We start from the raw sequence: 25,909 nt of genomic DNA, 5'->3' as shown, positions 1-25,909 counted from the left end.
GAGTACAAGCTCCCCCACGACCCGTGAGGCCGGCGACCCGCCGGCCGCACGCGCCGCGGAGGCTCGACATGAACTCGGCAGTGCAGCAACGGCGGCGCATCGTTCTCGGCGGCGGTCTCGCGGCATGCGGGCTGCTTGGGCTCGGCGGATGCGGCGGCGGCGGAAGCAACGCGGGCCTGGCGGCCGATCTCGCGCTTGCGGCGCAGGAGGCGAAGCTCCGGGCTGCCCTCGACCAGCTCGACGGGCTGGCCACCGCGATGATGAAGGAGACCGGCGTGCCCGGCCTGGCCGTCGCGGTGGTGCATGGCGATCAGACGGTCTACGCGAAAGGCTTCGGCACGCGGGTCGTCGGGACGAATGCGCCGGTCGATGCCGACACGGTGTTCCAGCTGGCCTCGATGTCCAAGTCGCTGGGAGCCACGGTGGTGGCGCACCAGGTCGGGCTGGGGGCGGTCGCGTGGGACACCCCGGTGCGCCGGCACCTGCCGTGGTTCGAGCTCTCCGACCGCGTCGTGAGCGAACAGCTCACGATCGGCGACCTCTACGCGCATCGCTCCGGCTTGCCGGACCATGCCGGCGACCGGCTCGAGGACATGGGCTACGACCAGCAGCAGGTGCTGCAGCGCCTGCGCCATCTGCCGCTCGACACCTTCCGCAAGTCCTACCACTACACCAACTTCGGGCTCACCGGCGCCGCCGCTGCGGTCGCCGCTGCCTCCGGCACCGACTGGGCGACGCTGTCGGAGCAAACCCTCTACGGGCCGCTCGGCATGCGCCGGACGAGTTCGCGCTTCGCCGATTTCCAGACGCGGAGCAACCGCGTGGTCGGGCACATCAAGATCGACGGCGCCTGGGTGCCGGGACCGGTGCGCATGCCGGACGCGCAAGCGCCCGCCGCGAGCATCAGCGCGTCGGTCAACGACGTGGCGCGATGGCTGTCGATGATACTGGGCCGGGGCGTCTTCCAGGGCACGCGCATCGTCGACGCCGCCGCGCTGCAGCCCGCGGTGTCGCCGCAGGCCCTGAGCTCGCCCGCCAGCGGGGAGCGGCCGGCGGGCTACTACGGCTACGGCTTCAACGTCGGCACCACGGCGGCGGGCCTGCCCTCGTTCGGCCACTCGGGCGGCTTCCTGCTGGGGACGGGGACGGCCTTCATGGTGGTGCCCGCGACGGGGGTCGGCATGGTGGCGCTGACCAACGCGTCGCCGATCGGTGTCCCGGAAATCCTGGGGCAACAGTTCTTCGACCTGCTGCAGTTCGGCGCGATCCAGCGGCCCTGGGCGCAGATCATCATGCCGGCCTTCGAGGCGATGTCCGCCCCCGAAGGCTCGCTGATCGGCGCGGCGCAGCCCAAGCCCCCCAGGCCGCCGCAGAACCTGTCGGCGTATGCGGGGCGCTACGACAACGCATACCACGGCCCGCTGCAGGTGGTCCTGCAATCAGACGGACTGGCGCTGGTGCTGGGGCCCGCGCCCCTGCGGCTGCCGCTCGCGCACTGGGATGGTGACGTCTTCACCTTCACGCTCTTCAACGAGAACGCCGCACCGGGCACCCTCTCGAAGGCCAGCTTCACGGGCAACCGCGTGACACTCGAGTACTACGACCGCGAGCAGCTCGGGACCTTCGTGCGCGCCGGGGCATGAGCGCCGATGACGCGAGCGATTGGCGATCATCTTCAGGATGAGCGGGCGGCAAGCTGCGGGGAATCGAACGCGGTGACCGGCGGCGGCGATTCGCATTTCTCGACTTGCACCAGCACCGTCTGGACGACGGTGGACTGCGCCAGCTGCGAGGTGCCGCGATCCAACGTGACGACATTCGGATTGCCATGCTTCTCCAGGCTGCCGGGCCGGCCACCTTCGGCGGGATCGAACCAGGCACCGGTCGAGATCTGTGCAACGCCGGGGCGAAGATGGTCCGCGACGACCAGGCCGGCGAGGAAGGCTCCCCGCTCGTTGAAGACGCGCACGACGTCTCCTGGGACGAGCCCGCGCGAACGCGCGTCGTCGGGATGGAGCGTCAAGGCCTCCCGCCCGGACACCTTGGTTCGGCGGCTGGCAGGCGCGTGGTCGTGCTGGCTGTGAAGCCGCGGCGTCGGCTGATTCGACAGCAGATGCAGGGGAAACCGGGATGCCGCCTGCGAGCCGAGCCACTCGGCGGGCTCCAGCCATGCGGGATGCGCGGGGCAGTCCGCGTAGTGGTAGCCGGCGATCGTGCTCGAGTAGATCTCTATCCTGCCCGAAGGGGTGGCGAGCCGGTGCGCACCGGGATCGCGCCGGAAGTCCCCGAGCAGGACCTTGGAATGGGACGGCGGCGGAAACTCGTAGGCGCCCTCTTCCCAGAACGCCTGGAAGTGCGGCGGTTCGAAGCCGAGGGCCTGGGCCTGCGTACGGGCCTGCTCGTACATGTGCGCGAGCCAGCCCATCTCGTCCCGCCCCTGGGTGTAGGCGTGACCGAAGCCCAGGCGGCTCGCCAGGCTGGCCATGATGTCGAAGTCGTTGCGTGCCTGCCCCACGGGCTCGATCACCTGCTTCATCGCGATCCAGAAGGGCGTGTACTCCTGCGCGAGGATGTCGTTGCGTTCCATCGTGGTGGTGGCCGGCAGCACGATGTCCGCATGCCTGGCGGCCGGGTTCCACCACGGCTCGTGGACGATCACCGTGTCCAGCCGCTGCCAGCCCTCGAGGAAGCGGTTGAGGTTGCCGTTGTGGTGAAAGGGATTGCCACCGATCGAATACAGCAGCCGGGTCTCCGGGTACGTGATGGTCTTGCCGTCGTACTCGATCGTCGCGCCCGGGCGCAGCAGCATGTCGCCCACCCGACCGACCGGCACGTAGGTCTTCACGGGATTGGGGCCGAGCGGCAAGGTCGGCCTTGGAAGGCCGTCGTGGTGCGGCTTCGTGGTGCCGTTGACCGCGCCGAAGCCCAGGCTGAAGCCCCGGCCGGGCAGTCCGATCTGTCCGAGCATGGCCGCGAGCGTGATGGTCATCCACACCGGTTGCTCGCCGTGGTCTGCGCGCTGGATCGACCAGCTGGTGGTGACGAGGGTGCGCGACCTCGCCATCGTGCGTGCCAGGCTTTCGATCACGTCCACCGGCACCTCGGTGATGCGGCTGGCCCAGCGCGCATCCTTGGGCTGGCCGTCCGAGCGGCCGCTGAGGTAGGCCTCGAAGCGCACGTAGCCTTCGCAATAGCGCGCGAGAAATTCGCGGTCGCACAGCCCTTCCTTCTCCAGCGTGTGCGCGATGCCCAGCATCAGGGCGACATCGGTGTTCGGCCGCAGCGCGATCCAGTCGGCCTTCACATCCGCGGAAAGATCCTGCCGCGACGGGCTGATGTTGACGAAGCGAATGCCTGCGGCGGCCGCGCGGCGGAACCAGTCCGGACTTTCGTGCGCGACGGCCCCGCCGGCATCGATCTGGGTGTTCTTGAGCGAAGCCCCCCCGAACATGACCACCAGCTCGGCGGACGCCACCACGTCGGCCCAGGGGACCACCATCTCCGTGATGTCCGAGCGGCCGAGGATGTAGGGCGCAATCTGCAGGGCGGCCCCGAAGCTGTGGTTGCCGCGCTTGTCGACGTAGCCGCCATGCAGGCCCAGGAAGCGCTTGAGGACGCTGGGCGAATGATGGAGCCGCCCGGCGCTCGCCCAGCCATAGGACCCGCCATAGATCGCCTCGTTGCCGTACACGTCCTTGACGCGCTGCAGTTCGTGCGCGATGAGGTCCAGGGCCTCGTCCCAGCCGACGGGGACGAAGGGTTCCCCGCCCCGATTTCGCGTCCGCTCGCGCTGCAGGTAGCCGGCGCGGACGCAGGGCTGCGCGATCCGCAGCGGGCTGCGCACGGTCTCGGGCAGGCTCGCCAGGTAGCTCGGCGGGTGCGGGTCGGACTTGAAGGGCGTGGTCCGCACCACCTGGCCGCGCGCATCGACCTCGACGTTGTAGACGCCCCAGTGGGAAGCCGTCTGGACCGTGCGATTCGTGCGAGGCGCGTCCATCTTCATTCCTTCGCCGGCAGCAGCAGGCAGTCGCGCAGGAGCGCTGCGCATTCGCCGGCTGCGTCCAACGGCCAATGGACCGTGATCGTCGCGCCCTCGCGCATCAAGTCGATGCGGATGTGGCGCGCGCAGGCCGGGTCGCTGCGCCTGGAGAGCGAGGCAAGCAGGCGCGGCCACCAGCCCTTGGGCGCGGGCGGCCGCTGAATGGCCTCGATCACCTTGGCGCTGTGCGACGGGCCCGGTGCCGCTTGCGGCACGCCGCCGGCAGCCGGACCAGGCACCGGCTCGGGCGCGATGGATTGCGGCGGCAGCTCTGCAGGCGGCGCGATCCGCTTCGACAGGTTCTGGCCGAACTCGTCCCACATGCGATCGGCCTTGGTCTTCATCACGCTCAGGCCGAAGCTGCCCAGCCGCCCCAGCACATCCACCTTCACCTTCACGCGCAGCTCGGTGCCGCCATCGGCCTGCTCGGCCAGGAACATCTCGCTGCGCTGCCGCAGCGAACTGGCCACCGAGGCGTCCTCGCCGGTGCCCTCGCAGCGCAGGTAGAGCGGCGCGCGCTGCTCCAGGATGGTGGTCTTGAGCCTGAACTTCGCGCTCACGAAGGCGATCTTCACCGCGATCAGGGCCTTGTACTCGGTGGGGCTCAGCACCTCGATCGATTGCATGCCGGGAATGCAGGCCCCCATCACTTCGGGGTCCAGCAGCAGTTCCCACACCCGCGCGGGCGGCGCGGCGATGGTCAGGATTTTTTCAATGTCCATGTAGTTTCTCCGCGGCGTCCAGGACGGACTCCACAATCTGGGTGTAGCCGGTGCAGCGGCAGAGGTTGCCGTTGAGGCCCTGGCGCACCTCGTGCGCCGTCGGTTGCGGGTTCTTCGCCAGCAGCGCGCACGAGGCCATCAGGAAGCCCGGCGTGCAGTAGCCGCACTGCAGCCCCCCGCAACGCATGAAGGCATCCTGCAAGGGATGCAGGCGCTCGCCTTGCGCCAGGCCTTCCACGGTGGTGATCGCGCAGCCGTGCGCCTGCACGGCCAGCGACAGGCAGGACTTGACCACCTCGCCATCGACCAGCACCGAGCAGGCGCCGCAGACACCGGTCTCGCAGCCGCGCTTGGTGCCGGTCAGGTGCAGGTCATCGCGCAGGAAGTCGCTCAGCAGCCGGCGCGCGGGGACTTCCGCCTCGTGCTCTTCTCCGTTGACGGTCAAGTTGATGGTGTGTTTGCTCATGTTGTCTCTCCCGACAGGCCGAAGAGCTCGGCGATCGTCCGGCGGCAGGCCACCCGGACCATCTTGCGGCGGAATTCGGCGGACCCGCGCGTGTCCGAGATCGGCGCGATGTCGGCCGCGACGATGTCGGCGGCCTCTGCAGCCACCCTGTCCGTGACGATGCTGCCTCGCAGGAATTCCTCGGCGCGCGTGACGCGGCCCGGGATGGCCACGGAAGCGCCCACGACCAGACGCGCCTCGCGGCACAGCGCGCCCTCGCGGCGCGTCATCAGCGACACGCTGGCGAGCGGCCGATGCTCCGCCGCCGTGCGCAGGAAGCGCGTGTACCCGCCGCCGGCGTCGGCCTGCGGCGCCGGAACACGGATCTCCGCCAGCAGCTCGTCCGGCTCCAGCGCGGTCACGTAGTAGTCCACCAGAAACTCCTCGACGGAGAGCACCCGCTGGCCGCGCGCGCTGGCCAGCACCAGTTGCGCGCCGTGCGCCATCAGGCAGCCCGGCGGGTCGGTGGCAGGGTCCGCGTAGCAAAGGTTGCCGCCCAGCGTGCCCTGGTTGCGCACCTGGGGATTGGCGACCTGCGCCGCCATGGTCGCGAGCACCGGGTAGTGCCGCTGGACGAGCTCGGAGCGCGCCAGCTCGGCATGCTTCACCAGGGCGCCGATGCGCAGGCCCTCGCGCGGATCGAAAGCGATGCCGCGCAGCCCTTCGATCTGCAGGGCAGAGATCACATGGGTCGGCGCCGCCATGCGCTGGCGCATCGCCAGCAGCAAGGCCGTGCCGCCGGCCATCACGCGGCACTCGTCGCCCAGGTCGGCCAGCATGCGGCTCGCCTCGGACAAGGAGCGCGGCTGCAGGAACTCGAACTCACGCATGGCGGGACTCCTCGCGCCGCCGCAAGGCCGCGAGCACCTTCTCGGGCGTGATCGGCAAATCCCGGATGCGAACGCCGACCGCGTCGAACACGGCGTTGGCGATGGCGGCCGGACCCGGAAGGATCGCCGTTTCGCTGGCGCCCTTGGCACCGTAGGGGCCGTTGGGGTCGTTCGACTCCACGATGCCGCTGCGCAGCATGGGCAGCGCGTCGGGCGAGGGCATGGTGTAGTCCGCGAAGTTGCCGTTGACGATGCGGCCCGCGTCCAGCTGCAACTGCTCGTACAGCGTCCAGCCCACGGCCTGGGCGGCCGCGCCGTTGCTCTGGCCGTGCACCGCCTGGGGGTTGAGGGCCTTGCCGCAGTCGTCGGACACGAAGCTGTCGACGAGCGTGACCTGGCCGGTCTCGGTGTCGACCTCGACCTCGACGGCCTGCGCGGCGAAGGAATAGGCCGGCGCGATGTTGCCCATGAGGGTGGTCTTGTCGAACATGTCGGTCCTGGCATCCCAGCTTCCGCTGACCTGGATGCCTTCGCCGCCGTGGCGCCAGAGGTGCGCACGCGCCAGCTCGGCCAGGCTCAGGCTGCGCTGGGGCGCGTCGGCCACGCACACGGCGCCACCGGCGCATTTCAGTGCCTCGACGGGCAGCTGCAGCATCGGCGCGGCCTGGTCGAGCAGCTTGCCGCGCGCGGCGCGGGCCGCGACGATGGCCGCGTTGCCGGCCGCCATGGTGACGCGCGAGGCGAGCGAGCCGATGCACCAGGGCGAGCTGTCGGTGTCGGGTGCGACGACGTGGACGTGTTCGAGCGGGATGTCGAGCTCGTGCGCCACGACCTGCGACAACATGGTCATGGCCCCCTGGCCCATGTCCGCCTCGCTGCTGTGCAGGACGACGCGGCCGTCCTCGTTGATCTTCAGCATGACGGTGGAGCCGTCCCAGTCGCCGATGGTGCGGTTGCCGCTCACGTGCATGGCCGCGGCCAGGCCCAGGCCGCGCCGCTTCGCGCCATGGCCCGCACTGCGGCTGCGCCTGGCGCTCCAGCCGATCGCGTCGGCACACTGCGCGAGGCACTCGACCAGGCCGGTGCTGCCGATCTTCCAGCCGTGCACCGAGGTCGCCCCGCGCTCGATCGCGTTGCGGCGGTGGACGTGCAGCGGATCGAGGTCCAGCTGGTGGGCCATGGCGTCGATGTGGCTGTTGAGCGCAAACAGCATCTGCGTGCCGCCGAAGCCGCGGAAGGCGCCGTGCGGCGGCGTGTGCGTGTAGACCAGCGTGGCGTGCGAGCGCACATTGCCGTTGCGGTGCATGTTGTCGCTGCGCATCGCGCTGACATGCATGACCTCCGCCGAGAGGCCGCTGTAGGCGCCGCAGTCGGCCACGATGCGCACGTCCTTGGCGACGATGCGCCCTTCCCGGTCCATGCCGAGCTTGAGCGTGATGCGCTCGGGCACGCTGGTGGCGCAGGCGAGGAAATCCTCCAGGCGGTTGTTGACCAGCCGCACCGGCTTGCCGGTGCGCAGCGCCAGCAGGCCGGCGATCAGGCTGTTGGCGTCCTCGATGATCTTGCCGCCGAAGCCGCCGCCGGTGGTCGCCTGGAGGACGCGCACCCGGGAGACCGGCAGTTCGAGCACGGCGGCCAGGCGGGCGCGGACCAGGAAGGCGGACTGCGTCGAGGTCCACACCTGCAGCCGGCCGTCGGCGTCGATCGCCGCCACGGAGGCCATCGGCTCCATGTAGCCGGGATACTGCGAATGCGTGGTGTAGGTGGCCTCGTGGACCAGGTGGGCGTGCGCAAAGGCCGCATCGACATCGCCGCGCTCGAAGCGGATCTGGTGCGCGATGTTGTCGTCGCGGCCGGGATGAATCCGCAAGGCTTGCGGCTCCAGCGCCTGCTCGGGCGTGAGGATCGCGGGCAGTTCCTCGTACTCGACGTCGATCAGGTCGAGCGCGTCGCGCGCGATCTCTTCGCTGGTCGCCGCGACGGCCGCGACTTCCTCGCCGGCGAATCGCACCACGTCAAGAGCCAGGGTGAGCCGCTCCTTGTGATGCACGCCCCAAGGCACCTGCGGCCCGTCGGCACCCGTCACCACCGCCTTCACGCCGGGCAGGGCAAGCGCCTGCGTGGCGTCGATGCGCACGATGCGGGCATGCGGGTGGGGGCTGCGCAGCACCTTCCCGTGCAGCATGCCGGCGAGCTTGATGTCGCCTGCATACTGCGCTCGCCCCAGCACCTTGGAGCGGGCATTGACCTGGGGCACCGACGTGCCCAGCGTGGATGCATTCATGGCAGCCGTCTCAGTCGGCCGTGATGGCCAGCTCCTTGATCAGCTTTCCCATCACTTGGTATTCGGTGGCGTTGGTCTTCGCCAGCACGTCGGGCGCGCCGCCCACCGGCAGGGCGCCGAAGGTCGCGAGCTTGCTCACCACCTCGGGCGACTTGATGATCTCGTTCAGGTGGCCGTTGAGCAGCCGCACGACATCCGGCGGCGTGCCCTTGGGCGCGAAGAAGCCGTTCCAGGCGCCGACCACGACGTCCTTGAAGCCCAGTTCGGTGAGCGTGGGCACCTCGGGTGCGAGCGGCGAGCGCGCGGCGTCGCCGATGGCGAGCGGGAGCAGCCGCTTCTGCTGGGTGTACTGGCTCACGACCCCGAGCGTCACCCAGGCCGTGTCGACGTGGCCGGCCACCACGTCGTTGACCGAGGGCGCGACGCCGCGGTAGGGCACGTGCGTGAACTTCACGCCGGCCGCGCGGTTGAGCCATTCGCCGACGATGTGCATCGGCGAGCCGGCGCCGGGGGTGGCATAGGTGAGCGATTTTCCGGAGCGGGCGAGCCCGACCAAGGCGGGGACCGACTTCGCGCCCACACCCGGATGCGCCACCAGCACCAGCGGCTGGGTGGCGATCTGGATGACCGGTTCGAAGCCGTGGAGCACGTCGTAGCTCGACGAGGGCGACAGCCGCAGGACCATCGGCGCGGTCGTGAACGGGTTGGGCGTGAACAGCAGCGTGTAGCCATCGGGCGCGGCCCGGCCGACGAAGGAGTTGCCGAGCGTGCCGCCCGCCCCGGGCTTGTTGTCCACGATCACCGCCTGGTTCAGGCGCTGCGACAGCCGCTCGGCCAGCATGCGTGCGATCGAATCGGTGTCGCTGCCGGGCGGGTAGGACACGACGATGGAGATGGGCTTGGCCGGGTAGGCCGGCTGGGCGTGCGCCGGTGCGAAGGCGAGGCCGCAGGCGAGCGCGAGGGCGCCAAGCGCCAGCTGTCGTCGATGGGGATGCATGTTTTGTCTCCTGGGCACGAGCCCTCAGGGAATGAATGAATGAATGAATGGAAAGAGAGCGCGAGGGAAATTCTGCGATTCGCCTCTCGCGACGGCCAGATAGAATTTCACTCAGTGAACCAATCAAGCCGCGATTCCTTCCGCAGTGCAGGGCCTGCACCCGGCGTGAAGTCGATCACCGCGCTACGCCGCGGACTCGATGTGTTGTGGTCCATCCAGCAGTCGTCTGCCGTCACCTTGGCGGACCTGCACCGCCAGACCTCACTCTCGAAGGCCACGCTGCTGCGGATCCTGAGAACCCTGCAGGAGGCCGGATGGATCGAGCGCAACGAAATCGAGAACCGCTATGTGCCGGCGGCCAGCGCCGGGGAATCCGGGCTTGCCGTGGAATGGCGCGCGCGCCTGTCTGCGCTCGCGACGCAGCCGCGGGAGCAGTTGCAACGGCGCGTGCCCTGGCCGATCGATCTCGCCGTACTCGACGGACTGGCGATGCTCATCCTCGACACCCACCGGCCGATGAACGGCCTCGCGGTGAACTACCGGGTTCTCGGTTTTCGTCCGCGGCTGCTGCTGTCGTCGCTGGGGCGCTGCTATCTCGCCTTCTGCCCCGATGCGGAGCGCCGCCGCCTGCTGGAGGCGCTTGCACGTTCACCGTACGAAGTCGACCGCGCCGCGTTGAAGTCCCACGGGGCCCGCGACTGGGCCGCGCGCTACCGCGCCCAGGGCTATGCCTCGCGCGACCCCAGCCCCACGAGCCTGGATTCGCCGGAGCGATTCGGCGCGATCTCGGTGCCCATCCAGGTCGATGACACGGTGGTGGGCTGCATCAGCTGCGCCTGGCTGCCGGCCGTCGCCACCGAGCAGGACGTCGTGACGCGCCATCTCGACGATCTGAAGGCTGCCGCGCAGGCGATCCGCAACCGGCTGGTGGCCGCGAAGTTTCCGCCCGTGCCGCCGCGCTGAGCGACTGCCGGCGAATCGCTAGTGGCGCGTTCCCCTTTGCGCTGCGGGGCTTCCCTGCCCCGCGGCGTCTTTCAGGCACGCCTTGACCCAGGCGCGAATGTTCGCCTGCGAGGCGAGCGGAAGGCCGAACATCATCCGATAGACGATGGGCGCGACGACGCGGTCCATGAGGGTCTCGACGTCGGGGACCGGCTCACCGCGCGCCTGGCCGCGCTCGACCACCGCGCCGAGCTGGCTCATCGCGAACTGCGCGCAGGGACAGAGATCGCCCATGGCGTCCGCGCCCCTTGCGGAGACGACGTCGCGCACCATCGCGCGCCCGAGCTCGGACGAGGTCTCGTCGCGGAACTGTTCGGCCCAGGCCAGCAGGTCGCCCTCCACAGTGCCGGTGTCGAGCGGATCGCTGTCGGGTCTCAGGCGCTCGACGGCGACGTCGGCGAGCAAGTCCGCCAGGTCGCCCCAGCGCCTGTAGATCGTCGAAGGCGTGACGCCTGCACGCGCCGCGATCAGGGGCACGGTGAGGGCGGCGCGACCCTGCTCGTCCAGCAGCTGACGCGTCGCCTTGTGGACGGCGCCCTGGACACGTGCACTGCGACCGCCGGGGCGGGGAATGGGGGGTGAGCTCATGAAACCATTTTAAAGCAAAGGATTTGCGTTAAGCATCAAAAGGCCCCACAATCCGTAAACGCAATTTTTTTGCGTTTATGCAGTTGAAGGAATCCTCCATGCAGCCAGTCACGACCGCTCACCCAGCCCTTGCCGCAGGCTGGCCTCAAACGCGCCTGAGTCACGGCCATGCGCTGTGGCTCAAGGCGTCGCTGCTGGTGAGCTTCCTGGCGGCCTCGACCGCCCCTTCGCCGCTGTATGCGCTCTACCGTGAAGCGTGGGGCTTCTCAGCGCTGACGCTGACGGTGGTCTTCTCGAGCTATGCGTTCGCCCTGCTCACGGCACTGCTGGTGTTTGGCAGCCTGTCCGACCACCGCGGCCGGCGCGAGGTCATCCTTGCAGCGCTGGTCCTGGAGTTCGCCGCGACGCTGCTGTTCTGGCGCGCGGACTCGGTGGCGTGGCTGTTGTCGGCGCGCGTCCTGCAGGGCATTGCCACCGGCATCGCAACCGGCGCGCTCAGCGCGGGCCTGCTGGACCTGCACCGCGAGCGCGGACCGCTCGTCAACGGGGTGGCGCCGATGGTCGGCATGGCGGCAGGCGCCTTCGGCACCAGCGTGCTGGTGCAGTTCGCCCCCGCGCCCACACGCCTCGTGTTCGACCTGCTGATGCTCGTCTTTGCACTGCAGATGCTCGCCGTGCTGTACTTGCCGGAAACGGTGGAGCGCCGGCCCGGCGCATGGCGCTCGCTCAGGCCCCGTATCGCCATTCCGCAGCGGGCTCGCGCGATGCTGTGGCAGGTGCTGCCGGTCAACACGGCGCAATGGGCGCTCGGCGGCTTCTATCTCTCCCTCGGGCCGACCTTGGCGAAGATCGTCACCGGCAACGATGCGCCGATGGTGGGCGGCGTGCTGATCACGGCCATGGTGCTCAGCAGTGCCGTCGCGCTTCTGGCCGTGCGGCAGTGGCCACCGCGCAGGGCGCTCGCCATCGGTGCTGCCGCGCTGGCGCTGGGCCTGGCCGTCAGCCTTGTCGGGATCCTGCTGCACTCGACCGCTGCGTTCTTCATCGGCGCCGCGATCGCGGGCCTGGGCTTCGGCTCAGCCTTCAGCGGATCGTTGCGCAGCCTGGTGTCGCTGGCCGAACCGCAGGAGCGGGCCTCGCTGATGGCCGGCTTCTATGTGCTGAGTTACCTGGCCTTCAGCGTGCCGGCGATCGCGGCGGGGCTGAGCACGGGGCTCTTCGGCCTGCCTGCCACGGCGCTGGGCCTGGGCGCCGTCTTGACGCTCATGGCCTCGGCGGCCTTGCTGATGATGGGCCGGCGAGTCACAGCTGCCGAATAGCGAGGGCCCCTCGCAGCCCGGGCGCAGTGCGTTCGGGTTGATACGCAGCTGTTGGGCGAGGTCGCGGAGTTCTTGAAGGCGGTCTTCGTCGGGTTCGGGATAGGCCAGTCGCCAATCGGCCACCAGCTGCAAGACCACGGGATCATTCAGCGAGCTCAGGCCTTGAAGCAGTTCCGTCTGTTCAGCCGTGCGTCGAGCCTGCAGTTGCGCGCTGCGGTAGCTTTCCAGGCCAAGCAGAAAACTTGCCGCGAAGACAAAAGCGATCAGGATTTTCAGCATGCTCCTTCCTCTACCCGGTGTGTCGTTTCCCAGCGATTTTGTACCAGCGTCGCGGCACCCCTCGAGATCATGCGGCGGAGCCGACCTGCCGCTCTATCGCAGCTTGAACGATCGGCCTCGCCCATTCGGGGATGGACTCCAGGACCTCCGTGTCGTCCGGCACCGGGTAGGTCACTCGTCCCTCGACCATTTCGAGGACGAGCACCGGCTCCGGGATGTCCTGCCCGGGGCCGGCCTCCGTGCTGTTGTCGAAGACCTGGAGTCGGGCCAGCTGCGGCATCAGCCGAATCAGGTTGATGCGGGAGGCAACCCAGCGCTCGCGGATCTTGTGCTCCGGGATGTCGTGGCCGCCGCTGGCAACGCGCGAGCGGACGCGCTGGATGTGCATTTCCGGGGATCGCAGCCCGCAGAACAGCATCACGACGTCGTGCGTCGCCGCGGCCTCGGCAAGCAAGGCCGGAATGGTCCTGGCACCCAGCGTGGTCTCGAAGGCGTAGTTCGTGCCGTTGGCGATCGCTGCTTCGAGCTGTGAGCGCCCGTGCGTCCAGGCCCGGGCATTGGCCTCTTCGACGGCCAGGCCCAGCTGCGCCACCAGTTCGCGTGCAAAGCTGTCAGGGTTGAACCACGCCAGCCCGTGCTCGGCCAGCATGGCGCCGCCCACCGAGCTCTTGCCGGCACCATTGACGCCGGCCAGGACAAAGATGAAGGGCCGGGCAACGGCGGCCGCAGGCATCAGAACGAAGCACCCGCCTTGGGTGGCCGAGCAAGCTTGCCTCGGGATTCGAACAGCGCCGTCACCCGCTGCCGGGCGCCAGGCTCTTGCAACACCGCCAGGCGGGCGTCGAAGCGGCTTGCCAGGTCGTCCAGGATCGATTGCTCACGTGCCTTGATGGCCTCCAGGTCGAAGGTCAATTGCTGGTACGTGGCGGCGTCGAGCAGCACCATTTCTACCGCCGAATGGTTGGTGATCGCGACGCTGCCCGTCTGTCGCACCTGGCGGACAACCTCGCCCCACTTGTTCTTGACTTGCGACGCGTTCTGTCGAGGCAGGTCATCCAGGCTGAGCAGTTCGGGGATCATGGCGGCGGCTCCTGAGGTCAGGCAGCCATTATGGCAAAAATGGCTAGAAGCCGATATTTAAAACTGATGAGGCCAATTTAGCCCTGGTTCCGAGCGGTGGCATTGGCGTCGCGTTTGCGAAGCCGCCCAGGTCAAGCTGCAGGCTCGATCGCACGTGCTGGGAGGGCAGCCTGCGTGCCCTTGCCCGCCCCGGGGGCGCCCAACAAAATCAGTCTCATGGCGTCTCCGGCCTGCGTTGGACGTGTCGGGAAATGCCATCCAGAATTTCCTTCTTGGCGGCATCGATGCCTTCCCAGCCCAGCACCTTGACCCACTTGCCGGCTTCCAGGTCCTTGTAGTGCTCGAAGAAGTGCGTGATGGCTTTCAGGCGCATCGGGTTCACGTCCTCGACCTTCTTCCAGTGGCTGTAGATGGGCAGCACCTTGTCGGTGGGCACGGCCAGCACCTTGCCGTCGACGCCGGCCTCGTCTTCCATCATCAGGATGCCGATCGGCCGGCAGGGCACGACCACGCCGGGCACCAGCGCCCAGGGGGTGATGACCAGCACGTCGACCGGATCGCCGTCGCCCGAGAGCGTCTGCGGCACATAGCCGTAGTTGGTCGGGTAGTGCATCGCTGTCGTCATGAAGCGGTCGACGAAGATCGCGCCGGACTCCTTGTCGACCTCGTACTTGATCGGGTCGGCATTCATCGGGATCTCGATGACGACGTTGAAGGCTTCGGGGGCGTCCTTGCCCGGGGAGATTTTGTCGAAGGCCATGGGAGTTCGATCAATGGAACAGGCGCGCGCTGCGCGGAAACGGCGGGAACAGGACTCGGGTGCCTTTCACTGCATCAGCCCCCGGCGCCCAAGCCAATCGGCGCAGGCACTGCGTTGACGATGCGCGTGAAAAGCTCCCTGTATTCCGCATCCGGCTCGCACCCGGTCAGCGGGTCCCGATTCGCGCCGAAAGCCTGGTCGAGCTCAGCCCAGTCCTCTTCTGTCAGCACCCGCTCGGCCAAGGGCAGGATCTCTCGCTCCTCCATGGCCATGTGAGCGAGATAGAAGTCGACGTAGTGCTCGACGGCCTGCTCGAAGGCCTTGCGCCGCGACTCGCCCATCATCTCGAAGGCAAGCAGTGCATGCTCCACGTTCCGGATCCGGCGCTCCCCCCGCGCATGATCGTCATCCAGTCGATCGAGCAGCTCGCGTGACAGCGGGGTTCGTGCGCGCAGCTTCGGAAAGAGCAGTTCAGTTTCCTTTCGATGGTGCCGCTTTTCTGGAAACTCGTCGACGTAGAACAGCATCGCCCGCAGCGCTCCGAAGTCGGGCAGCGTGCCCTGGCGACGATGCTGTGCCAGCAGCAGGACGATGGAGCGCAGCATGGCCGAGAGGGCCGAGTGCTCGTCGCGGATGATTCTGATGGTGGAATGCGTCATGCAGGTCCCCTTTGGAAGGATCTAGGCTCTCACAGCGGACCTGCGGCGACCTTGTCGCAGATCAAGGCAATGCTTGGCCGGCGCCGGCAGGCGGCGTCACCGGCACAAAGGAGGTGATCGAGCCGCGCCTGACCAGCAGGGCCACGGTCTCGCTCCGCCCGATCGGTTCGAGCGCCCTGTCCAGATCGGCCAGCGCGGCCACACCCACGTCGTTGACCGCCAGGACCACGTCGCCGAAGCGCAGACCCGCGCGCTGGGCGGATCCGGATGCCGATCTCACGTAGAGCCCGGACTCGGGCTGACCGCTCGTTGCCTTGGCCGTACGCTCGACCAGGTCGAGACCCAGTCGCGCCTCGCGCGCAGTGGGCGCGGCCGCGCGCTGAGGAGGATCGGACATGCTTTCCGCGACGATGAGCTTCACCGCCAGCAGTGCCTTGCGACGCCAGACGCCCAGCGTCAGCACGCTGCCGGGACGTGAAGCCGCCACACGCTCCTGGATCTCCGAATAGGCCATCGCCGCGACGCCATCGACTCCCAGTACCACGTCGCCGCTGCGCAGCCCGGCAGTCGCGGCCGGCCCGCCGGCGTCGACGCGCACGATCAGGGCACCCAAGGCCGCGTCCAGCCCAAACGCGGGTGCCAGGTCCGGGGTCAGCGCCTGCGTGCGTGCGCCGATTTGCCCGCGCGTCACGCGCCCGGTGGACCGGAGCTGCGCGGCGATGCGCATGGCGGTATCGATCGGCAGGCTGAATGACACCCCCATGTACCCGCCGCTCGTGGAATAGCCCATCGAGTTCACCCCGACGACTTCGCCGCGCTCGTTGAAAAGAGGCCCGCCCGAGTTGCCGGGATTGAGCGCGACGTCGGTCTGTATCAGTGGTACGCCGCTGCCACCGGGCAGGAAGCGTGGGTTGGCGCTGACCATGCCGGCGGTCACGCTCTGCTCGAACCCGAGCGGCGACCCCAGCGCCGCCACCCACTCGCCGGCGCAAAGGCGTGCGCTGCTGCCGATGGCTGCGACCGGCAGGTTCGTTGCTGTGATCTTCAGCACCGCCACATCGGTGCGCCGATCGAGTCCGACGACTTCGGCCGCCAGGCGGCGCTGCCCGCCGAGCAGGACCGATAGCTCCTGGGCGCCGAACACCGCGTGAGCGCTGGTCAGGATGTAGCCGTCGGCGCTGACGATGAAGCCCGACGCGGATGTGCGCTGCGATCCCAGCCTTGGGCGGGGAGCGATCTCCAGTTCGTCGTTGTCACCCCCGTCGGTATCCTGTCCGACCGCCAGGACGCTCACGACCGCCGGCGCCTGGCGTGCAACGGCTGTCACAAAGTCAACGCCCTGCCCCGGAGCGCCCGCCGGGTCCGCGCAGGGCCGGTCGCGCGACCACGAAGATGTGGTGCCCGCGAACGCAAGGGCGCCGAGCAGCGCCGCTGCGAGAGTCCGCGCGAGCCGGTTCCCGAGCATTCAACGCACCAGTAGAACCGGGACGGTGCACCGTGCCAGCACCTTCGTAGCGACAGAGCCGAGCACCAGATTCTTCAGCGCGCCGACCCCGTGCGATCCCATGACCAGCAGATCAAAATTGCCGGCTTGCGCATAGGAGGCGATTTCATCGGCGGGATGGCCCACCTTGTGGACGAAGGTCGCGTCGATGCCCTGTTCGCGCATAAAAGCCTGGATCGGCTCCAGCACGACGCGGGCATCGTCTTCGTAGTAGCCGTGCACCATCTCGGGCCCCGCGAACGCAGCCGCGCGGTGCGGCACCGGCAGAACCACGTAGAGGACCGTATAGGCCTGAGCCGTGCCGAGGCAGTCCTTGTGCGTCGTCAGGTAGGACAGCATGCGCTTCGTGTAGTCGCTGCCATCGACCGCGAGAAGAGTCTTCATGATCAGTCTTTCGTTTCGATGAGGTTCCGGATTGCCCGATGTTCGTCGCCGGCTCATCGGTCTCTCTTGCGCCAGATCAAGTCGCGAGCAGTCGGCGTGCCGATACTGGCCGTATCTCAACTCACAGGCAGGAGCAGGCCATGTATCAGCGAATCCTCGTTCCCATCGACGGCAGCGAGACCTCGAAACGTGGTCTCGAGGAGGCCATTCGACTTGCCAAGCTGACGCAGGGACAGCTGCGGGTCTTTCATGTGATCGACGAACTCTCGTTCGCCCTCGCGATGGATGCCTATGCGGGCTATACCGGCGACTGGCTCAAGGTGCTCCGCGAAAACGGCAAGCGCATCCTCGATGAAGCCAGGGCCACCGCCCAGGCCGCCGGCGTCGAAGCCGAGGCCCAGCTCTGCGACAGCTTTTCGGGGTCGGTCCATCAAATGGTGAACGCCGAAGCAGCCAAGTGGCCCGCGGACCTGATCGTTCTCGGCACGCACGGACGCCGCGGGGTCGGCCGCGTCGTCATGGGCAGCAGCGCGGAACATGTCCTGCGATATGCCTCGGTGCCGGTCCTTCTGGTGCGGGCGCCGGAAGCCGAGACCAAGGCCGAAGCGGCGGCGACGTCGACGCGTGTCAGCCTGCCTACGGGTGCCCTGGCCTTCGAGTAGCGCACCCCGGCCCGGCGCGCGGCTCGCTTCAGTGGGAGCGCGCGAGCCACCGGGCGCCGAGTGAAGCCACATCCACAGGATCATCCGTAGCGACTTCCAGCGCGAAGGCGCACTCGTCCTGGCCGAGCGGCTCGTGGGTGGCGAGCTGCCGCTCGAGCACGGCCAGGGTCGCCTCGGACGCATCGCGGCCCTCGGCATCGCGTGCCGCCACTCGGCGGCGCAGCTGGGCCTCGGCAGCGCGGCAATGGAGAATCGAGAACGGCACGCGCAGCTCGGCCGCCAGGGCCCGGAACGCCAGCCGTTCGTCCCGGCGCAAAAAGGCGGCATCGACGATCACGGGGTATCCGGCTTGCAGGGCCGTGCGCGCGCACTCGGCCAGCCGCGCGAAAGTGCGTCGGGTCGCTTCCTGGCTGTAGATCTCGGCGTGGCGATCGGCTGAACGTTGCTGCGCCCCCAGCCCGAAAAGACGCTTGCGCTCGACATCCGAGCGGATTCGGATCGCACCCGCGGGGGCCAGAAGCGCGGCGGCCATGGTCGACTTCCCCGAGCCGGACAATCCGTGCGTGATCATCAGACGTGGCGTGCCGTGCGCGCTGCGCGCAAGCTCGGCTGCGCAGGCGAGGTAGTCCGGCTCGCTGGGCAGGCAGGCGTCCGCGCCGGTTCGCGCGCGCAGGCGGCAGACCAGTGCCCGCACCATCGCCCTGTACACCTCGTAGAAGCGCAGAACCGGCACGCCGGCGTAGTCGCCGCTGTGCTGCAGATACGCGTCCAGAAAACGAAACGCGAGATCGGCTCGGCCATGCGCCTTCAGGTCCATCGTGAGAAAGGCGACGTCGCTCATGACGTCGATCCAGCGCAACGATGGATCGAATTCGATGCAGTCGAAGGCCGTCAGGCGGCCATCGAGCAGCACCACATTGGCCAGGTGAAGATCGCCATGGCATTCGCGCACCGCTCCGTGCCGCTGCCGTTCCAGCCATGCCGTGCGCAACGCCCTCTTCTGCTCGAACACCCAGGCCTGAAGATCACCCGGACACCGCGCGCCACCACCGGCGCGCAGACGGGCCAACGCATCGACGACCGGGCGGCCGACCTGGGCCGGGGCGCCGAATGTGGAGTCCGGCGCGGCCATCTGTGCTTCCTCATGAAACACCGCCAGACGCTGCGCGAACTGCTCGAGCTGCCCCTCCTGCAAGCGTCCTGCCGGCAACAGGCTGCACAGCAGGGCGTCCTCGGGAAACCGGCGCATGCAGACGGCGAAGTCCATGGGCTCGCCGTCGCCGAGGTGCGGCGCCTGCGTCGTGCCGCAAATGGGAACGACGCCGACATAGAGCGACGGCGCGAGCCGCCGATTGAGGCGCACCTCCTCCTCGCAGAAATGCTTGCGCGCCGCCAGCGACCGGAAGTCGACGAAACCCAGGGCGACGGGCTTTTTCAACTTGTAAGCCAGCTTCGACGTCAGCAGCACCCAGGAGATGTGGGTCTCCATCAGCGAGACGGGCTGACCGGTGTCCGACTGAAGGCGTTCGCGCAACGCCGTCACCAGCGTGCGATCCGGGGCAACGGCGGCCGATATGTGCAGCTTCATTTGGACAGTGTGCGTGATCGCGACCGGCATCAAGGGACTCGCGTCGAGTGCCCGGCGACCATCTCCTGGCGCGGCTTCGCCGCTTCGGCGGACCTGCGTGCCGATCGGCGCAGCCACTTCTCCGCCTCGACCGTCGCGAAGACCACGGCCGCGCATGCCAGGCACAGCGCCAGCTCGCCGGGCGCCAGGGCCTCGGTGCGAAACACTTTCTGCAGCGGCGGAACATAGATCACCGCCAGCTGAAGCACGAAGGTCGATAGCACGGCACCGGCCAAGTGCCAGTTGCTGCCCAGCCCTTGCGTGAAGAGCGATTCGTGCTCCGAACGGATGGCCAGCACATAGGCCATCTGCGAGAGCGTCAGAACCGTGAACACCATGGTTTGCCAATGCATCCCCGTCGTCAGGGCCCAGGCCTGAATGCCCAGGCACAGCGCCGCGATGAGGAGACCGACCCACAGCACGTGCTGCCAGAGGCCACCGGCGAACAGGCTTTCGCCGGGCGGGCGCGGCGGCCGCTGCATCACGCCCCGTTCGGCCGGTTCTGCGGCGAGTGCCAGGCCCGGCAGGCCGTCGGTGACCAGGTTCACCCACAGGATATGCAGGGGCAGCAGCGGAATCGGCATGCCCATGAGTGGCGCGAGCACCAGGGTCCAGGTCTCCGCCGAATTGCCGGTGATGGCGTAGCGGACGAACTTGCGGATGTTGTCGAAGATGCGCCGGCCTTCCCGCACCGCAGCCACGATGCTGGCGAAGTTGTCGTCGAGCAGCACCAGGCTCGCCGCTTCGCGCGCGACATCGGTCCCGCCGCGGCCCATGGCCACTCCGATGTCGGCCTGCTTGAGCGCCGGCGCGTCGTTGACGCCGTCCCCCGTCATCGCGACGAACCGGCCCTGGGACTGCAGCGCACGCACGATGCGAATTTTCTGGGCCGGGTCGACCCGCGCGTACACGCGCACATCGCCAGCCAGCCGTTGCAGCGCAATGTCGTCCAGCGCAACGAGTTGCGGGCCCGTCAGGACTGTCGAGCCGGCCTCGGCGATACCGAGTTCGCGCGCGATCGCCAGCGCGGTCGCCGGGTGGTCGCCAGTGATCATCACGGGCGTGATGCCCGCGCCCTGGCAGTCCGCGACGGCGGCCTTCGCCTCGGGCCGCGGCGGGTCCGCCAGCCCCACGAGCCCGAGCAAGACCAAGTCGGCTTCGACCGCCTCGAAAGGCTGGCCGCCTGGGTCCTGCGCACACGAACGCCGGGCCAGTGCGAGGACGCGCAGGCCCTGCTCGGCCATCGCCGCTGCCACGCCCAGCGCCTGAGCCACGTCGAGCGGGGTTTCCCGCTGCCCCGCCGCAACGCGTGTGCAGCGCGGCAGCAAGGTCTCGGGCGCCCCCTTGACGACAACAACCCAGCCCTGGCCCTCCCGGTGCAAGGTGCTCATCCGCTTGCGCGCGGCGTCGAATGGCCATTCGTGCAGACGAGGCTGCGCAGAGCGCATTGCATGGGGGTCCGCGCCGCTGGCCTGGGCCGCTTCGACCAGCGCCGTCTCGGTCGGGTCGCCCACCCACGCGCCGCTGGCGTCCGCACCGGCGTCGTTGCACAGCACAGCCGCGGTCCACAGTGCCTGCGGCGTCCCGCCGCCTGGATACTCGACGACCTGGACCCGCATGCGGTTCTGCGTCAACGTACCGGTCTTGTCGGAGCAGATCACGCTGACCGATCCCAGCGTCTCCACCGAGGACAGACGCCGTACCAGCGCGTTCACCTTCACCATGCGGCGAGCGCCCAGGGCCAGCAGGACGGTCACGACCGCGGGCAGCGCCTCCGGAATCGCCGCCACCGCCAGGCTGATGGCCGTGAGCGCCATCAGCAGCACCGGCTCGCCACGCAGCACGCCGATGCCGAAAAGCAGCCCGCAGATGCACAGGACCACGAGCGACAGGCGTCTGCCGAAATCAGCCAGGCGCAGTTGCAGGGGGGTGCTTCGCGCGCCGGTGTCCCGCAACAAGCCGGCGATGCGCCCCAGTTCGGTCCTCGAGCCCGTGGCGACCACCAGGCCTTCCGCACGGCCGTGGCGGACCAGCGTTCCCTTGAAGGCCATGTTGAGCCGGTCGCCGATCGGATGGTCGCCCGCCGGAAGGTGGGCGATGTGCTTCTCCACCGTGACGGATTCCCCGGTCAGCATGGACTCGTCCACGCGCAATTGCGCCGCCTGGTGCAGCCGCAGGTCGGCGGGCACGAGATTGCCTGCCTCCAGCAGCACCACGTCACCCGGCACCAGGTGGGCCGTATCGACGGCCAGCGCGCAACCATCGCGCCGCACGGTCGCATGGGCGCCGGCCAGCCGCTTCAGTGCGACGAGCGCCCGTTCCGCGCGCCACTCCTGCGTGAGGCCGATCGCCGCGTTGAGCAGCACGATGACCGCGATGGCCACGGTGTCCGCGACATCTCCGATGAAACCGGACAGCAGCGCAGCCGCGATCAGCACGAGCACCATGAAGTCGCTCAGCTGGTCACACACCCGCCGGGTCAGGCTGCGCGGGACCGCCTCGGGCAGCCGGTTTTCGCCGTAGAGGCCCTGCCGATGTTTCGCCTGCTCGGAAGTCAGGCCGCGCTGCGGGTCGACCTCCAGCCGGGCTGCAAGCGCCTCCGCGGGGTGCAGATGCGCTTCGCCGGCCAGCAGGGCCCCATCAGGCCCGATGAGGTCCGCAGGCTGACCCTGTCTCACGCTTCGGCGGCGACGACTGGCGACGCCGCCGTACCGCTGGCTTCCCCAACGCACGCGTGGGCATTCACGAGCAGCACGGGGACCGGCGCCATGCGCAGCACCTGCTCGGCATCGCTGCCCAACAACGCTCGCGCGACACCATGGCGACCGTGCGTCCCGATCACGATGAGGTCGGCCTTCCAGGCCCTTGCCTGCTCGACGACGAGCTCCGAGACGCGGCCGGCGAGCGAGGTGAAGAGCACGCTTTCCGCCTTGATGCCGGCACGCAGCGCGCGCTCCCTGCCCTGTTCGAGGATCTGCCTGCCTGCTTGCGCCATCAGTGGCACCAAATCACCGCTGTAGGTGGCGAAGGTCTCGAAGCCGGTCACGTACTTCAACTCGTCCACCACGTGGATGAGCCGGAGCTTTGCGCCGGTGAGCTTGGCAAGGCGAATCGCCTCGTCCAGGCCTCGCAGCGAGGTGGCGCTTCCGTCGACGGGGACAAGAATGCGTTGATACATGGCTGGCTCCTCAAGGCAAGAAGAATTCGCTGCCAGTTTCGGCGCTTCGAAGTGCGCGGGGCTTGATCCGTATCAATGCATCGCCGCCTGTCGCCCGCCGTTGGTATTTGCATTGCCTTGGGCCGCAATCTCGGCACAGGCCGAGCTGAATGAACCGTTGCGTTCATTGATCCAGCGCAATGGCCCATGCCCTGCCATGGCGGAGCATCGGCGCATCAACACAGCGGAGAGCGCAATGAGCAAGGTCCTGGTGGTCGTCTATTCCTATACGAGCACTTCCCGCCGGGTGGCGCGGCTGCTGAGCCAGCAGCAAGGCTGGCAGTTGGGCGAGATCACGGAAGTCCGGCCGCGCAGCGGCGTCCTGGGCGCGCTGCGCTGCCTGCTCGACTCCCTGTTGCGACGGTGTCCGGAGATCCGCTACGACGGGCCGTTGCCCAGGCAGTTCGACGCGGTGGTGCTGGTGTCGCCCATCTGGGCGCAGCGGCTCGCCGGCCCGATGCGCAGTTTCGTGGCCCGGCGGCGCGATCACCTGCCCGATGTGGCCGTGGTGTCGGTCATGGGCGATCGCGGCGCGCCCAAGGCTGTGGCCGAGATCGGCCGCATCATCGGTCGTGCGCCTTTCCTGAGCACCGCGTTCACGACGCGCGAGGTCGACGACCTCGGCTTCGCCGTGCGCCTGCAGGCCCTGGGCACGGCCTTGGGCACGGCCCTGGGCAGCTCGAGGCAATCGCAAGCGGTCGTGCGCCCAGCTGTTCTGTCGCCTCAAACCGTCTGATGTGCGCCATCGGATCCGGCCTGAACCCGGGACAGATGGACAACGACGCAGACGGTGCCCTGGACCGCACGCTGCACGCCCAGCTGGCCGAACTGACGAAAGGCATTTCTCCCGCAGCGCTGATGCAGGCCTGGTCGGACTGGGCCATCCACTTGGCGGCGCAGCCCGCCCTCAGTGCGCAGCTGCTGATCGTCCGCCCGCTGATGCGAGCGACGGAAGCCGCGCTCCAGGCGCTTCAGCCCGTGCCGTCCCATGGCCCCCAGACGCCTGATCCGCACGAAGACGACCCCCGCCTCGCCGATCCGCTTTGGGACGCATGGCCGTTCAGCGTCTACAGGCAGGCGTTCCGTGCCGGCGGGCAGTGGCTGCGGGAACTGACCGAAGGCGTGCCCGGCGTCGAGCGCCATCACGAGCAGGTCGTGTCGTTCTCCGCGCGGCAGCTGCACGCGATGTGCTCGCCGGCGAACTCGCCCGTCACGCATCCGCTGGTGCTGCAGCGAACGCTCGTCTCCGGCGGAATGAACCTGTTGCAAGGCGCGTGCAACTGGATGGAGGACGTTCAGCGCAGCCGTGACCACCTGCCGCCCAAAGACGCCGAGGCCTTCGTGCCCGGACGCGACGTGGCGCTCACGCCCGGCAAGGTCGTCCTGCGCAATCGCCTGATGGAGCTGATCCAGTACTCGCCCACGACGGCCACGGTCCATCCCGAACCGGTGCTCATGGTGAGCGCCTGGATCATGAAGTACTACATCCTCGACCTGTCGCCGCGCAATTCGCTGATCCGCTACCTGGTCGACCAGGGCCACACGGTCTTCGCCATCTCGTGGAAGAACCCGGATGCGGAAGACCGGGACCACGGAATGAACGACTACCTGGCGCAGGGGCTGATGGCCAGCCTCGATGCCGTTTCGGCCATCGCGGGCGGGCAGCGCGTGCATGCACTGGGCTATTGCCTCGGCGGGACGCTGCTCGCCATCGGGGCGGCGGCCATGGCGCGCGACCATGACGATCGCCTGGCCACGGTCACCTTGCTGGCTGCGCAGACCGACTTCACCGAGCCGGGCGAGCTCGGCCTCTTCATGGACGAGAGCCAGCTCTGTTTCATCGAAGACATGATGGCCCGCCAAGGCTTCCTGAAGGCGGAACAGATGGCCGGCGCTTTCAACATCCTGCGTGCCGTCGACCGCATCTGGTCGCCCATGGTGCAGAACTACCTGCTCGGCGAGCGAGCGCCGTTCACCGACCTGATGGCGTGGAACGCCGATGGCACGCGCATGCCCTACCGCATGCATGCGGACTATCTGCGCAGCCTGTTCCACGACAACGAACTCGCGCGCGGGGTCTATTGCGTGAACGGACAGCCGGTCTCCCTGCGCGACATCGACGTGCCGATCTTCGCCGTGGGAACCTGGACAGACAATGTCGCCCCCTGGCGCTCGGTGTACAAGCTGAACCTGCTTTGCGACGCGGAGATCTGCTTCGTCCTGACGGACGGCGGCCACAACGGCGGCATCCTCAGCGAGCCCGGACATGCGCATCGCCACTACCGGGTCCTGCAGCGCGCCGGGGATGCGGCCTATGTGCCGCCCGACGCCTATGTGGCACGTGCCGAGCGGATCGAAGGCTCGTGGTGGCCCGCATTGCAGCGCTGGCTGGCGGATCGTTCCGGGCCTCGTCGCAAGCCACCCCGCATAGGCCATGCGCAGCGGGGCTACCTGCCGATCTGCGACGCGCCGGGCACCTACGTCCTGGCGCGATGAGCGCGCCATGCCGGTCCCTTGATCCAGCGCAATGCCTTGAGCCGGTGCGCTACCTACAGTGCCGTCACAGCCACCCGACACGCGAAAGGACTCTCATGAAATCCGATACCAAACCGACAACCGACGTCAAGAAGCTGCGCTTGGAGGCCTGAGCAATGCGCGTCGCACTGGTCACCGGCGGAACCGCCGGCATCGGAGCAGCCACCGCCGAAGCCCTGCAGGCCGCAGGCTATCGGGTCGCCGTCAACTACGGCACCAACGAGGCGGTCGCGCAGGCCTTTTCCGCCCGCACGGGCATTCCCGCCTTCGCCTGGAACGTGGCCGACCCGGTTGCATGCCGCGAAGGCGCGGCCCGCGTGCAAGCCGAGCTCGGGCCGGTCGAGGTGCTCGTCAACAACGCCGGGATCACGCGCGATGCGATGCTGCACAAGATGAGCTTCGAGCAATGGCGCGAAGTGCTCGAGGTCAACCTGGGCGGATGCTTCAACATGTGCCGCGCCGTGATCGAGGGCATGCGCGAGCGGCGCTTCGGACGAATCGTCAACATGGGCTCCGTCAACGGGCTCTCGGGCCAGGCGGGGCAATGCAACTATGCGGCAACCAAGGCCGGCCTCATCGGTTTCACGAAGTCGCTCGCGCTCGAGGGTGCCTCGCGCAACATCACGGCCAACGTGGTCGCACCCGGCTACACCGAGACGGCCATGGTCGGTGCGGTGCCGCCCGAGGCGCTGGCACAGATCCTCAAGGCCGTCCCCGCGGGCCGGCTGGCGACACCGGACGAGATCGCCCGCGGGGTCGTCTTTCTCGTCGCGGACGAAGCCGCCTTCATCACCGGTATCACGCTGCCAATCAACGGCGGCAAGTACATGGCCTGAGGCTGAGCGGTGCAGCCGACCAGGATCGCGGCCTCCGGCGTCTGCCATACCGACCTGCACGCCGCCGACGGCGACTGGCC

At 68.5% G+C, this 25,909-nt stretch carries 23 protein-coding genes; 7 read left to right on the top strand and 16 right to left on the bottom strand.

Features of this window, described 5'->3' with window-relative positions; translation table 11 throughout:
* Positions 1 to 68 precede the first annotated feature (68 nt).
* Positions 69 to 1,643 (top strand): serine hydrolase, encoded by a 1,575-nt coding sequence (locus AC3A6X_RS07585; RefSeq protein ID WP_487841602.1) that lies wholly within the window; start codon positions 69 to 71, stop codon positions 1,641 to 1,643.
* A gap of 32 nt (positions 1,644 to 1,675) precedes the next feature.
* Here the strand turns inward: AC3A6X_RS07585 and AC3A6X_RS07580 are convergent, their stop codons facing one another.
* From AC3A6X_RS07580 to AC3A6X_RS07555, 6 genes are read right to left on the bottom strand one after another with little or no spacing between them, the layout of a single operon-like run.
* Positions 1,676 to 3,997 (bottom strand): molybdopterin-dependent oxidoreductase, encoded by a 2,322-nt coding sequence (locus AC3A6X_RS07580; protein ID WP_487841601.1) that lies wholly within the window; start codon positions 3,995 to 3,997, stop codon positions 1,676 to 1,678.
* A 2-nt stretch (positions 3,998 to 3,999) separates the two neighbouring features.
* Entirely contained in the window at positions 4,000 to 4,761 is a 762-nt protein-coding gene (locus tag AC3A6X_RS07575) for an SRPBCC family protein (protein WP_487841600.1), read from the bottom strand.
* Positions 4,751 to 5,227 carry a (2Fe-2S)-binding protein gene (locus tag AC3A6X_RS07570; RefSeq protein ID WP_487841599.1) on the bottom strand — a complete coding sequence of 159 codons (477 nt, stop codon included), beginning with the start codon at positions 5,225 to 5,227 and terminating at the stop codon, positions 4,751 to 4,753. The genes AC3A6X_RS07575 and AC3A6X_RS07570 overlap by 11 nt, the downstream gene beginning before the upstream one ends.
* Positions 5,224 to 6,096 (bottom strand): FAD binding domain-containing protein, encoded by an 873-nt coding sequence (locus AC3A6X_RS07565; RefSeq protein ID WP_487841598.1) that lies wholly within the window; start codon positions 6,094 to 6,096, stop codon positions 5,224 to 5,226. The genes AC3A6X_RS07570 and AC3A6X_RS07565 overlap by 4 nt, the downstream gene beginning before the upstream one ends.
* Positions 6,089 to 8,380, bottom strand: coding sequence for a xanthine dehydrogenase family protein molybdopterin-binding subunit (locus AC3A6X_RS07560; protein ID WP_487841597.1), 2,292 nt, complete (start codon positions 8,378 to 8,380; stop codon positions 6,089 to 6,091). The genes AC3A6X_RS07565 and AC3A6X_RS07560 overlap by 8 nt, the downstream gene beginning before the upstream one ends.
* Positions 8,381 to 8,390: 10 nt before the next feature.
* Positions 8,391 to 9,377: a Bug family tripartite tricarboxylate transporter substrate binding protein gene (locus tag AC3A6X_RS07555; protein ID WP_487841596.1), complete on the bottom strand. Its 987-nt coding sequence runs from the start codon at positions 9,375 to 9,377 to the stop codon at positions 8,391 to 8,393.
* A gap of 39 nt (positions 9,378 to 9,416) precedes the next feature.
* Between AC3A6X_RS07555 and AC3A6X_RS07550 the strand changes: the two genes are divergently transcribed.
* A complete protein-coding gene (locus AC3A6X_RS07550; protein WP_487841595.1) occupies positions 9,417 to 10,340 on the top strand; it encodes a helix-turn-helix domain-containing protein in 924 nt (307 codons plus the stop codon).
* Positions 10,341 to 10,358: 18 nt separating this feature from the next.
* Here the strand turns inward: AC3A6X_RS07550 and AC3A6X_RS07545 are convergent, their stop codons facing one another.
* On the bottom strand, positions 10,359 to 10,967 hold the full coding sequence (locus tag AC3A6X_RS07545; RefSeq protein ID WP_487841594.1) for a TetR/AcrR family transcriptional regulator: 609 nt from the start codon (positions 10,965 to 10,967) through the stop codon (positions 10,359 to 10,361).
* Positions 10,968 to 11,065: 98 nt separating this feature from the next.
* Here AC3A6X_RS07545 and AC3A6X_RS07540 point away from each other — a divergent pair, with 98 nt between their 5' ends.
* On the top strand, positions 11,066 to 12,286 hold the full coding sequence (locus tag AC3A6X_RS07540; protein ID WP_487841593.1) for an MFS transporter: 1,221 nt from the start codon (positions 11,066 to 11,068) through the stop codon (positions 12,284 to 12,286).
* 346 nt (positions 12,287 to 12,632) lie between these two features.
* Here AC3A6X_RS07540 and AC3A6X_RS07535 read toward each other — a convergent pair whose 3' ends face one another.
* The 6 genes from AC3A6X_RS07535 to AC3A6X_RS07510 form a co-directional block, all read right to left on the bottom strand.
* The gene (locus AC3A6X_RS07535; protein WP_487841592.1) at positions 12,633 to 13,298 is read right to left on the bottom strand and encodes an ATPase; all 666 of its coding nucleotides are present in this window, start codon (positions 13,296 to 13,298) and stop codon (positions 12,633 to 12,635) included.
* Entirely contained in the window at positions 13,298 to 13,645 is a 348-nt protein-coding gene (locus AC3A6X_RS07530; protein WP_487841591.1) for a type II toxin-antitoxin system prevent-host-death family antitoxin, read from the bottom strand. The genes AC3A6X_RS07535 and AC3A6X_RS07530 overlap by 1 nt, the downstream gene beginning before the upstream one ends.
* A gap of 214 nt (positions 13,646 to 13,859) precedes the next feature.
* Positions 13,860 to 14,405, bottom strand: coding sequence for an inorganic diphosphatase (ppa, locus tag AC3A6X_RS07525; protein WP_487841590.1), 546 nt, complete (start codon positions 14,403 to 14,405; stop codon positions 13,860 to 13,862).
* 74 nt (positions 14,406 to 14,479) lie between these two features.
* Positions 14,480 to 15,064, bottom strand: coding sequence for a hemerythrin domain-containing protein (locus AC3A6X_RS07520; RefSeq protein ID WP_487841589.1), 585 nt, complete (start codon positions 15,062 to 15,064; stop codon positions 14,480 to 14,482).
* Positions 15,065 to 15,125: 61 nt separating this feature from the next.
* A complete protein-coding gene (locus tag AC3A6X_RS07515) occupies positions 15,126 to 16,358 on the bottom strand; it encodes a trypsin-like peptidase domain-containing protein (protein WP_487841588.1) in 1,233 nt (410 codons plus the stop codon).
* A 171-nt stretch (positions 16,359 to 16,529) separates the two neighbouring features.
* A complete protein-coding gene (locus tag AC3A6X_RS07510) occupies positions 16,530 to 16,952 on the bottom strand; it encodes a universal stress protein (RefSeq protein WP_487841587.1) in 423 nt (140 codons plus the stop codon).
* A gap of 140 nt (positions 16,953 to 17,092) precedes the next feature.
* On the opposite strand from AC3A6X_RS07510, the gene AC3A6X_RS07505 reads away from it, so the two are divergent.
* Positions 17,093 to 17,614, top strand: a complete 522-nt coding sequence (locus AC3A6X_RS07505) for a universal stress protein (RefSeq protein ID WP_487841586.1) — start codon at positions 17,093 to 17,095, stop codon at positions 17,612 to 17,614.
* Between the two features lie 28 nt (positions 17,615 to 17,642).
* On the opposite strand, the gene AC3A6X_RS07500 is transcribed toward AC3A6X_RS07505, so the two are convergent.
* The 3 genes from AC3A6X_RS07500 to AC3A6X_RS07490 are packed head-to-tail and all read right to left on the bottom strand — an operon-like array spanning position 17,643 to position 22,419.
* Positions 17,643 to 19,202: a bifunctional aminoglycoside phosphotransferase/ATP-binding protein gene (locus AC3A6X_RS07500; RefSeq protein ID WP_487841585.1), complete on the bottom strand. Its 1,560-nt coding sequence runs from the start codon at positions 19,200 to 19,202 to the stop codon at positions 17,643 to 17,645.
* Positions 19,203 to 19,231: 29 nt separating this feature from the next.
* Positions 19,232 to 21,919, bottom strand: coding sequence for a cation-translocating P-type ATPase (locus AC3A6X_RS07495; protein ID WP_487841584.1), 2,688 nt, complete (start codon positions 21,917 to 21,919; stop codon positions 19,232 to 19,234).
* A complete protein-coding gene (locus AC3A6X_RS07490; RefSeq protein ID WP_487841583.1) occupies positions 21,916 to 22,419 on the bottom strand; it encodes a universal stress protein in 504 nt (167 codons plus the stop codon). Before AC3A6X_RS07490 ends, AC3A6X_RS07495 begins: the two co-directional genes overlap by 4 nt.
* A gap of 235 nt (positions 22,420 to 22,654) precedes the next feature.
* On the opposite strand from AC3A6X_RS07490, the gene AC3A6X_RS07485 reads away from it, so the two are divergent.
* From AC3A6X_RS07485 to phbB, 3 genes are all read left to right on the top strand, one after another.
* Positions 22,655 to 23,194, top strand: a complete 540-nt coding sequence (locus AC3A6X_RS07485; protein ID WP_487841582.1) for a flavodoxin family protein — start codon at positions 22,655 to 22,657, stop codon at positions 23,192 to 23,194.
* Between the two features lie 35 nt (positions 23,195 to 23,229).
* On the top strand, positions 23,230 to 24,954 hold the full coding sequence (locus AC3A6X_RS07480) for a PHA/PHB synthase family protein (protein WP_487841581.1): 1,725 nt from the start codon (positions 23,230 to 23,232) through the stop codon (positions 24,952 to 24,954).
* A 155-nt stretch (positions 24,955 to 25,109) separates the two neighbouring features.
* On the top strand, positions 25,110 to 25,829 hold the full coding sequence (phbB, locus tag AC3A6X_RS07475; RefSeq protein ID WP_487841580.1) for an acetoacetyl-CoA reductase: 720 nt from the start codon (positions 25,110 to 25,112) through the stop codon (positions 25,827 to 25,829).
* The last annotated feature ends 80 nt before the right edge of the window (positions 25,830 to 25,909 follow it).

Source organism: Variovorax sp. Soil_C_12 (assembly GCF_057657375.1).
This window is presented reverse-complemented; position numbering and strand designations above follow the sequence as displayed.

Bases quoted from the DNA above. Each gene is read 5' to 3' on its own strand.
- AC3A6X_RS07585 (WP_487841602.1), top strand. From the start codon at position 69: ATGAACTCGGCAGTGCAGCAACGGCGGCGCATCGTTCTCGGCGGCGGT.
- AC3A6X_RS07580 (WP_487841601.1), bottom strand. From the start codon at position 3,997: ATGGACGCGCCTCGCACGAATCGCACGGTCCAGACGGCTTCCCACTGG.
- AC3A6X_RS07575 (WP_487841600.1), bottom strand. From the start codon at position 4,761: ATGGACATTGAAAAAATCCTGACCATCGCCGCGCCGCCCGCGCGGGTG.
- AC3A6X_RS07570 (WP_487841599.1), bottom strand. From the start codon at position 5,227: ATGAGCAAACACACCATCAACTTGACCGTCAACGGAGAAGAGCACGAG.
- AC3A6X_RS07565 (WP_487841598.1), bottom strand. From the start codon at position 6,096: ATGCGTGAGTTCGAGTTCCTGCAGCCGCGCTCCTTGTCCGAGGCGAGC.
- AC3A6X_RS07560 (WP_487841597.1), bottom strand. From the start codon at position 8,380: ATGAATGCATCCACGCTGGGCACGTCGGTGCCCCAGGTCAATGCCCGC.
- AC3A6X_RS07555 (WP_487841596.1), bottom strand. From the start codon at position 9,377: ATGCATCCCCATCGACGACAGCTGGCGCTTGGCGCCCTCGCGCTCGCC.
- AC3A6X_RS07550 (WP_487841595.1), top strand. From the start codon at position 9,417: ATGAATGAATGGAAAGAGAGCGCGAGGGAAATTCTGCGATTCGCCTCT.
- AC3A6X_RS07545 (WP_487841594.1), bottom strand. From the start codon at position 10,967: ATGAGCTCACCCCCCATTCCCCGCCCCGGCGGTCGCAGTGCACGTGTC.
- AC3A6X_RS07540 (WP_487841593.1), top strand. From the start codon at position 11,066: ATGCAGCCAGTCACGACCGCTCACCCAGCCCTTGCCGCAGGCTGGCCT.
- AC3A6X_RS07535 (WP_487841592.1), bottom strand. From the start codon at position 13,298: ATGCCTGCGGCCGCCGTTGCCCGGCCCTTCATCTTTGTCCTGGCCGGC.
- AC3A6X_RS07530 (WP_487841591.1), bottom strand. From the start codon at position 13,645: ATGATCCCCGAACTGCTCAGCCTGGATGACCTGCCTCGACAGAACGCG.
- ppa (WP_487841590.1), bottom strand. From the start codon at position 14,405: ATGGCCTTCGACAAAATCTCCCCGGGCAAGGACGCCCCCGAAGCCTTC.
- AC3A6X_RS07520 (WP_487841589.1), bottom strand. From the start codon at position 15,064: ATGACGCATTCCACCATCAGAATCATCCGCGACGAGCACTCGGCCCTC.
- AC3A6X_RS07510 (WP_487841587.1), bottom strand. From the start codon at position 16,952: ATGAAGACTCTTCTCGCGGTCGATGGCAGCGACTACACGAAGCGCATG.
- AC3A6X_RS07505 (WP_487841586.1), top strand. From the start codon at position 17,093: ATGTATCAGCGAATCCTCGTTCCCATCGACGGCAGCGAGACCTCGAAA.
- AC3A6X_RS07500 (WP_487841585.1), bottom strand. From the start codon at position 19,202: ATGAAGCTGCACATATCGGCCGCCGTTGCCCCGGATCGCACGCTGGTG.
- AC3A6X_RS07490 (WP_487841583.1), bottom strand. From the start codon at position 22,419: ATGTATCAACGCATTCTTGTCCCCGTCGACGGAAGCGCCACCTCGCTG.
- AC3A6X_RS07485 (WP_487841582.1), top strand. From the start codon at position 22,655: ATGAGCAAGGTCCTGGTGGTCGTCTATTCCTATACGAGCACTTCCCGC.
- AC3A6X_RS07480 (WP_487841581.1), top strand. From the start codon at position 23,230: ATGGACAACGACGCAGACGGTGCCCTGGACCGCACGCTGCACGCCCAG.
- phbB (WP_487841580.1), top strand. From the start codon at position 25,110: ATGCGCGTCGCACTGGTCACCGGCGGAACCGCCGGCATCGGAGCAGCC.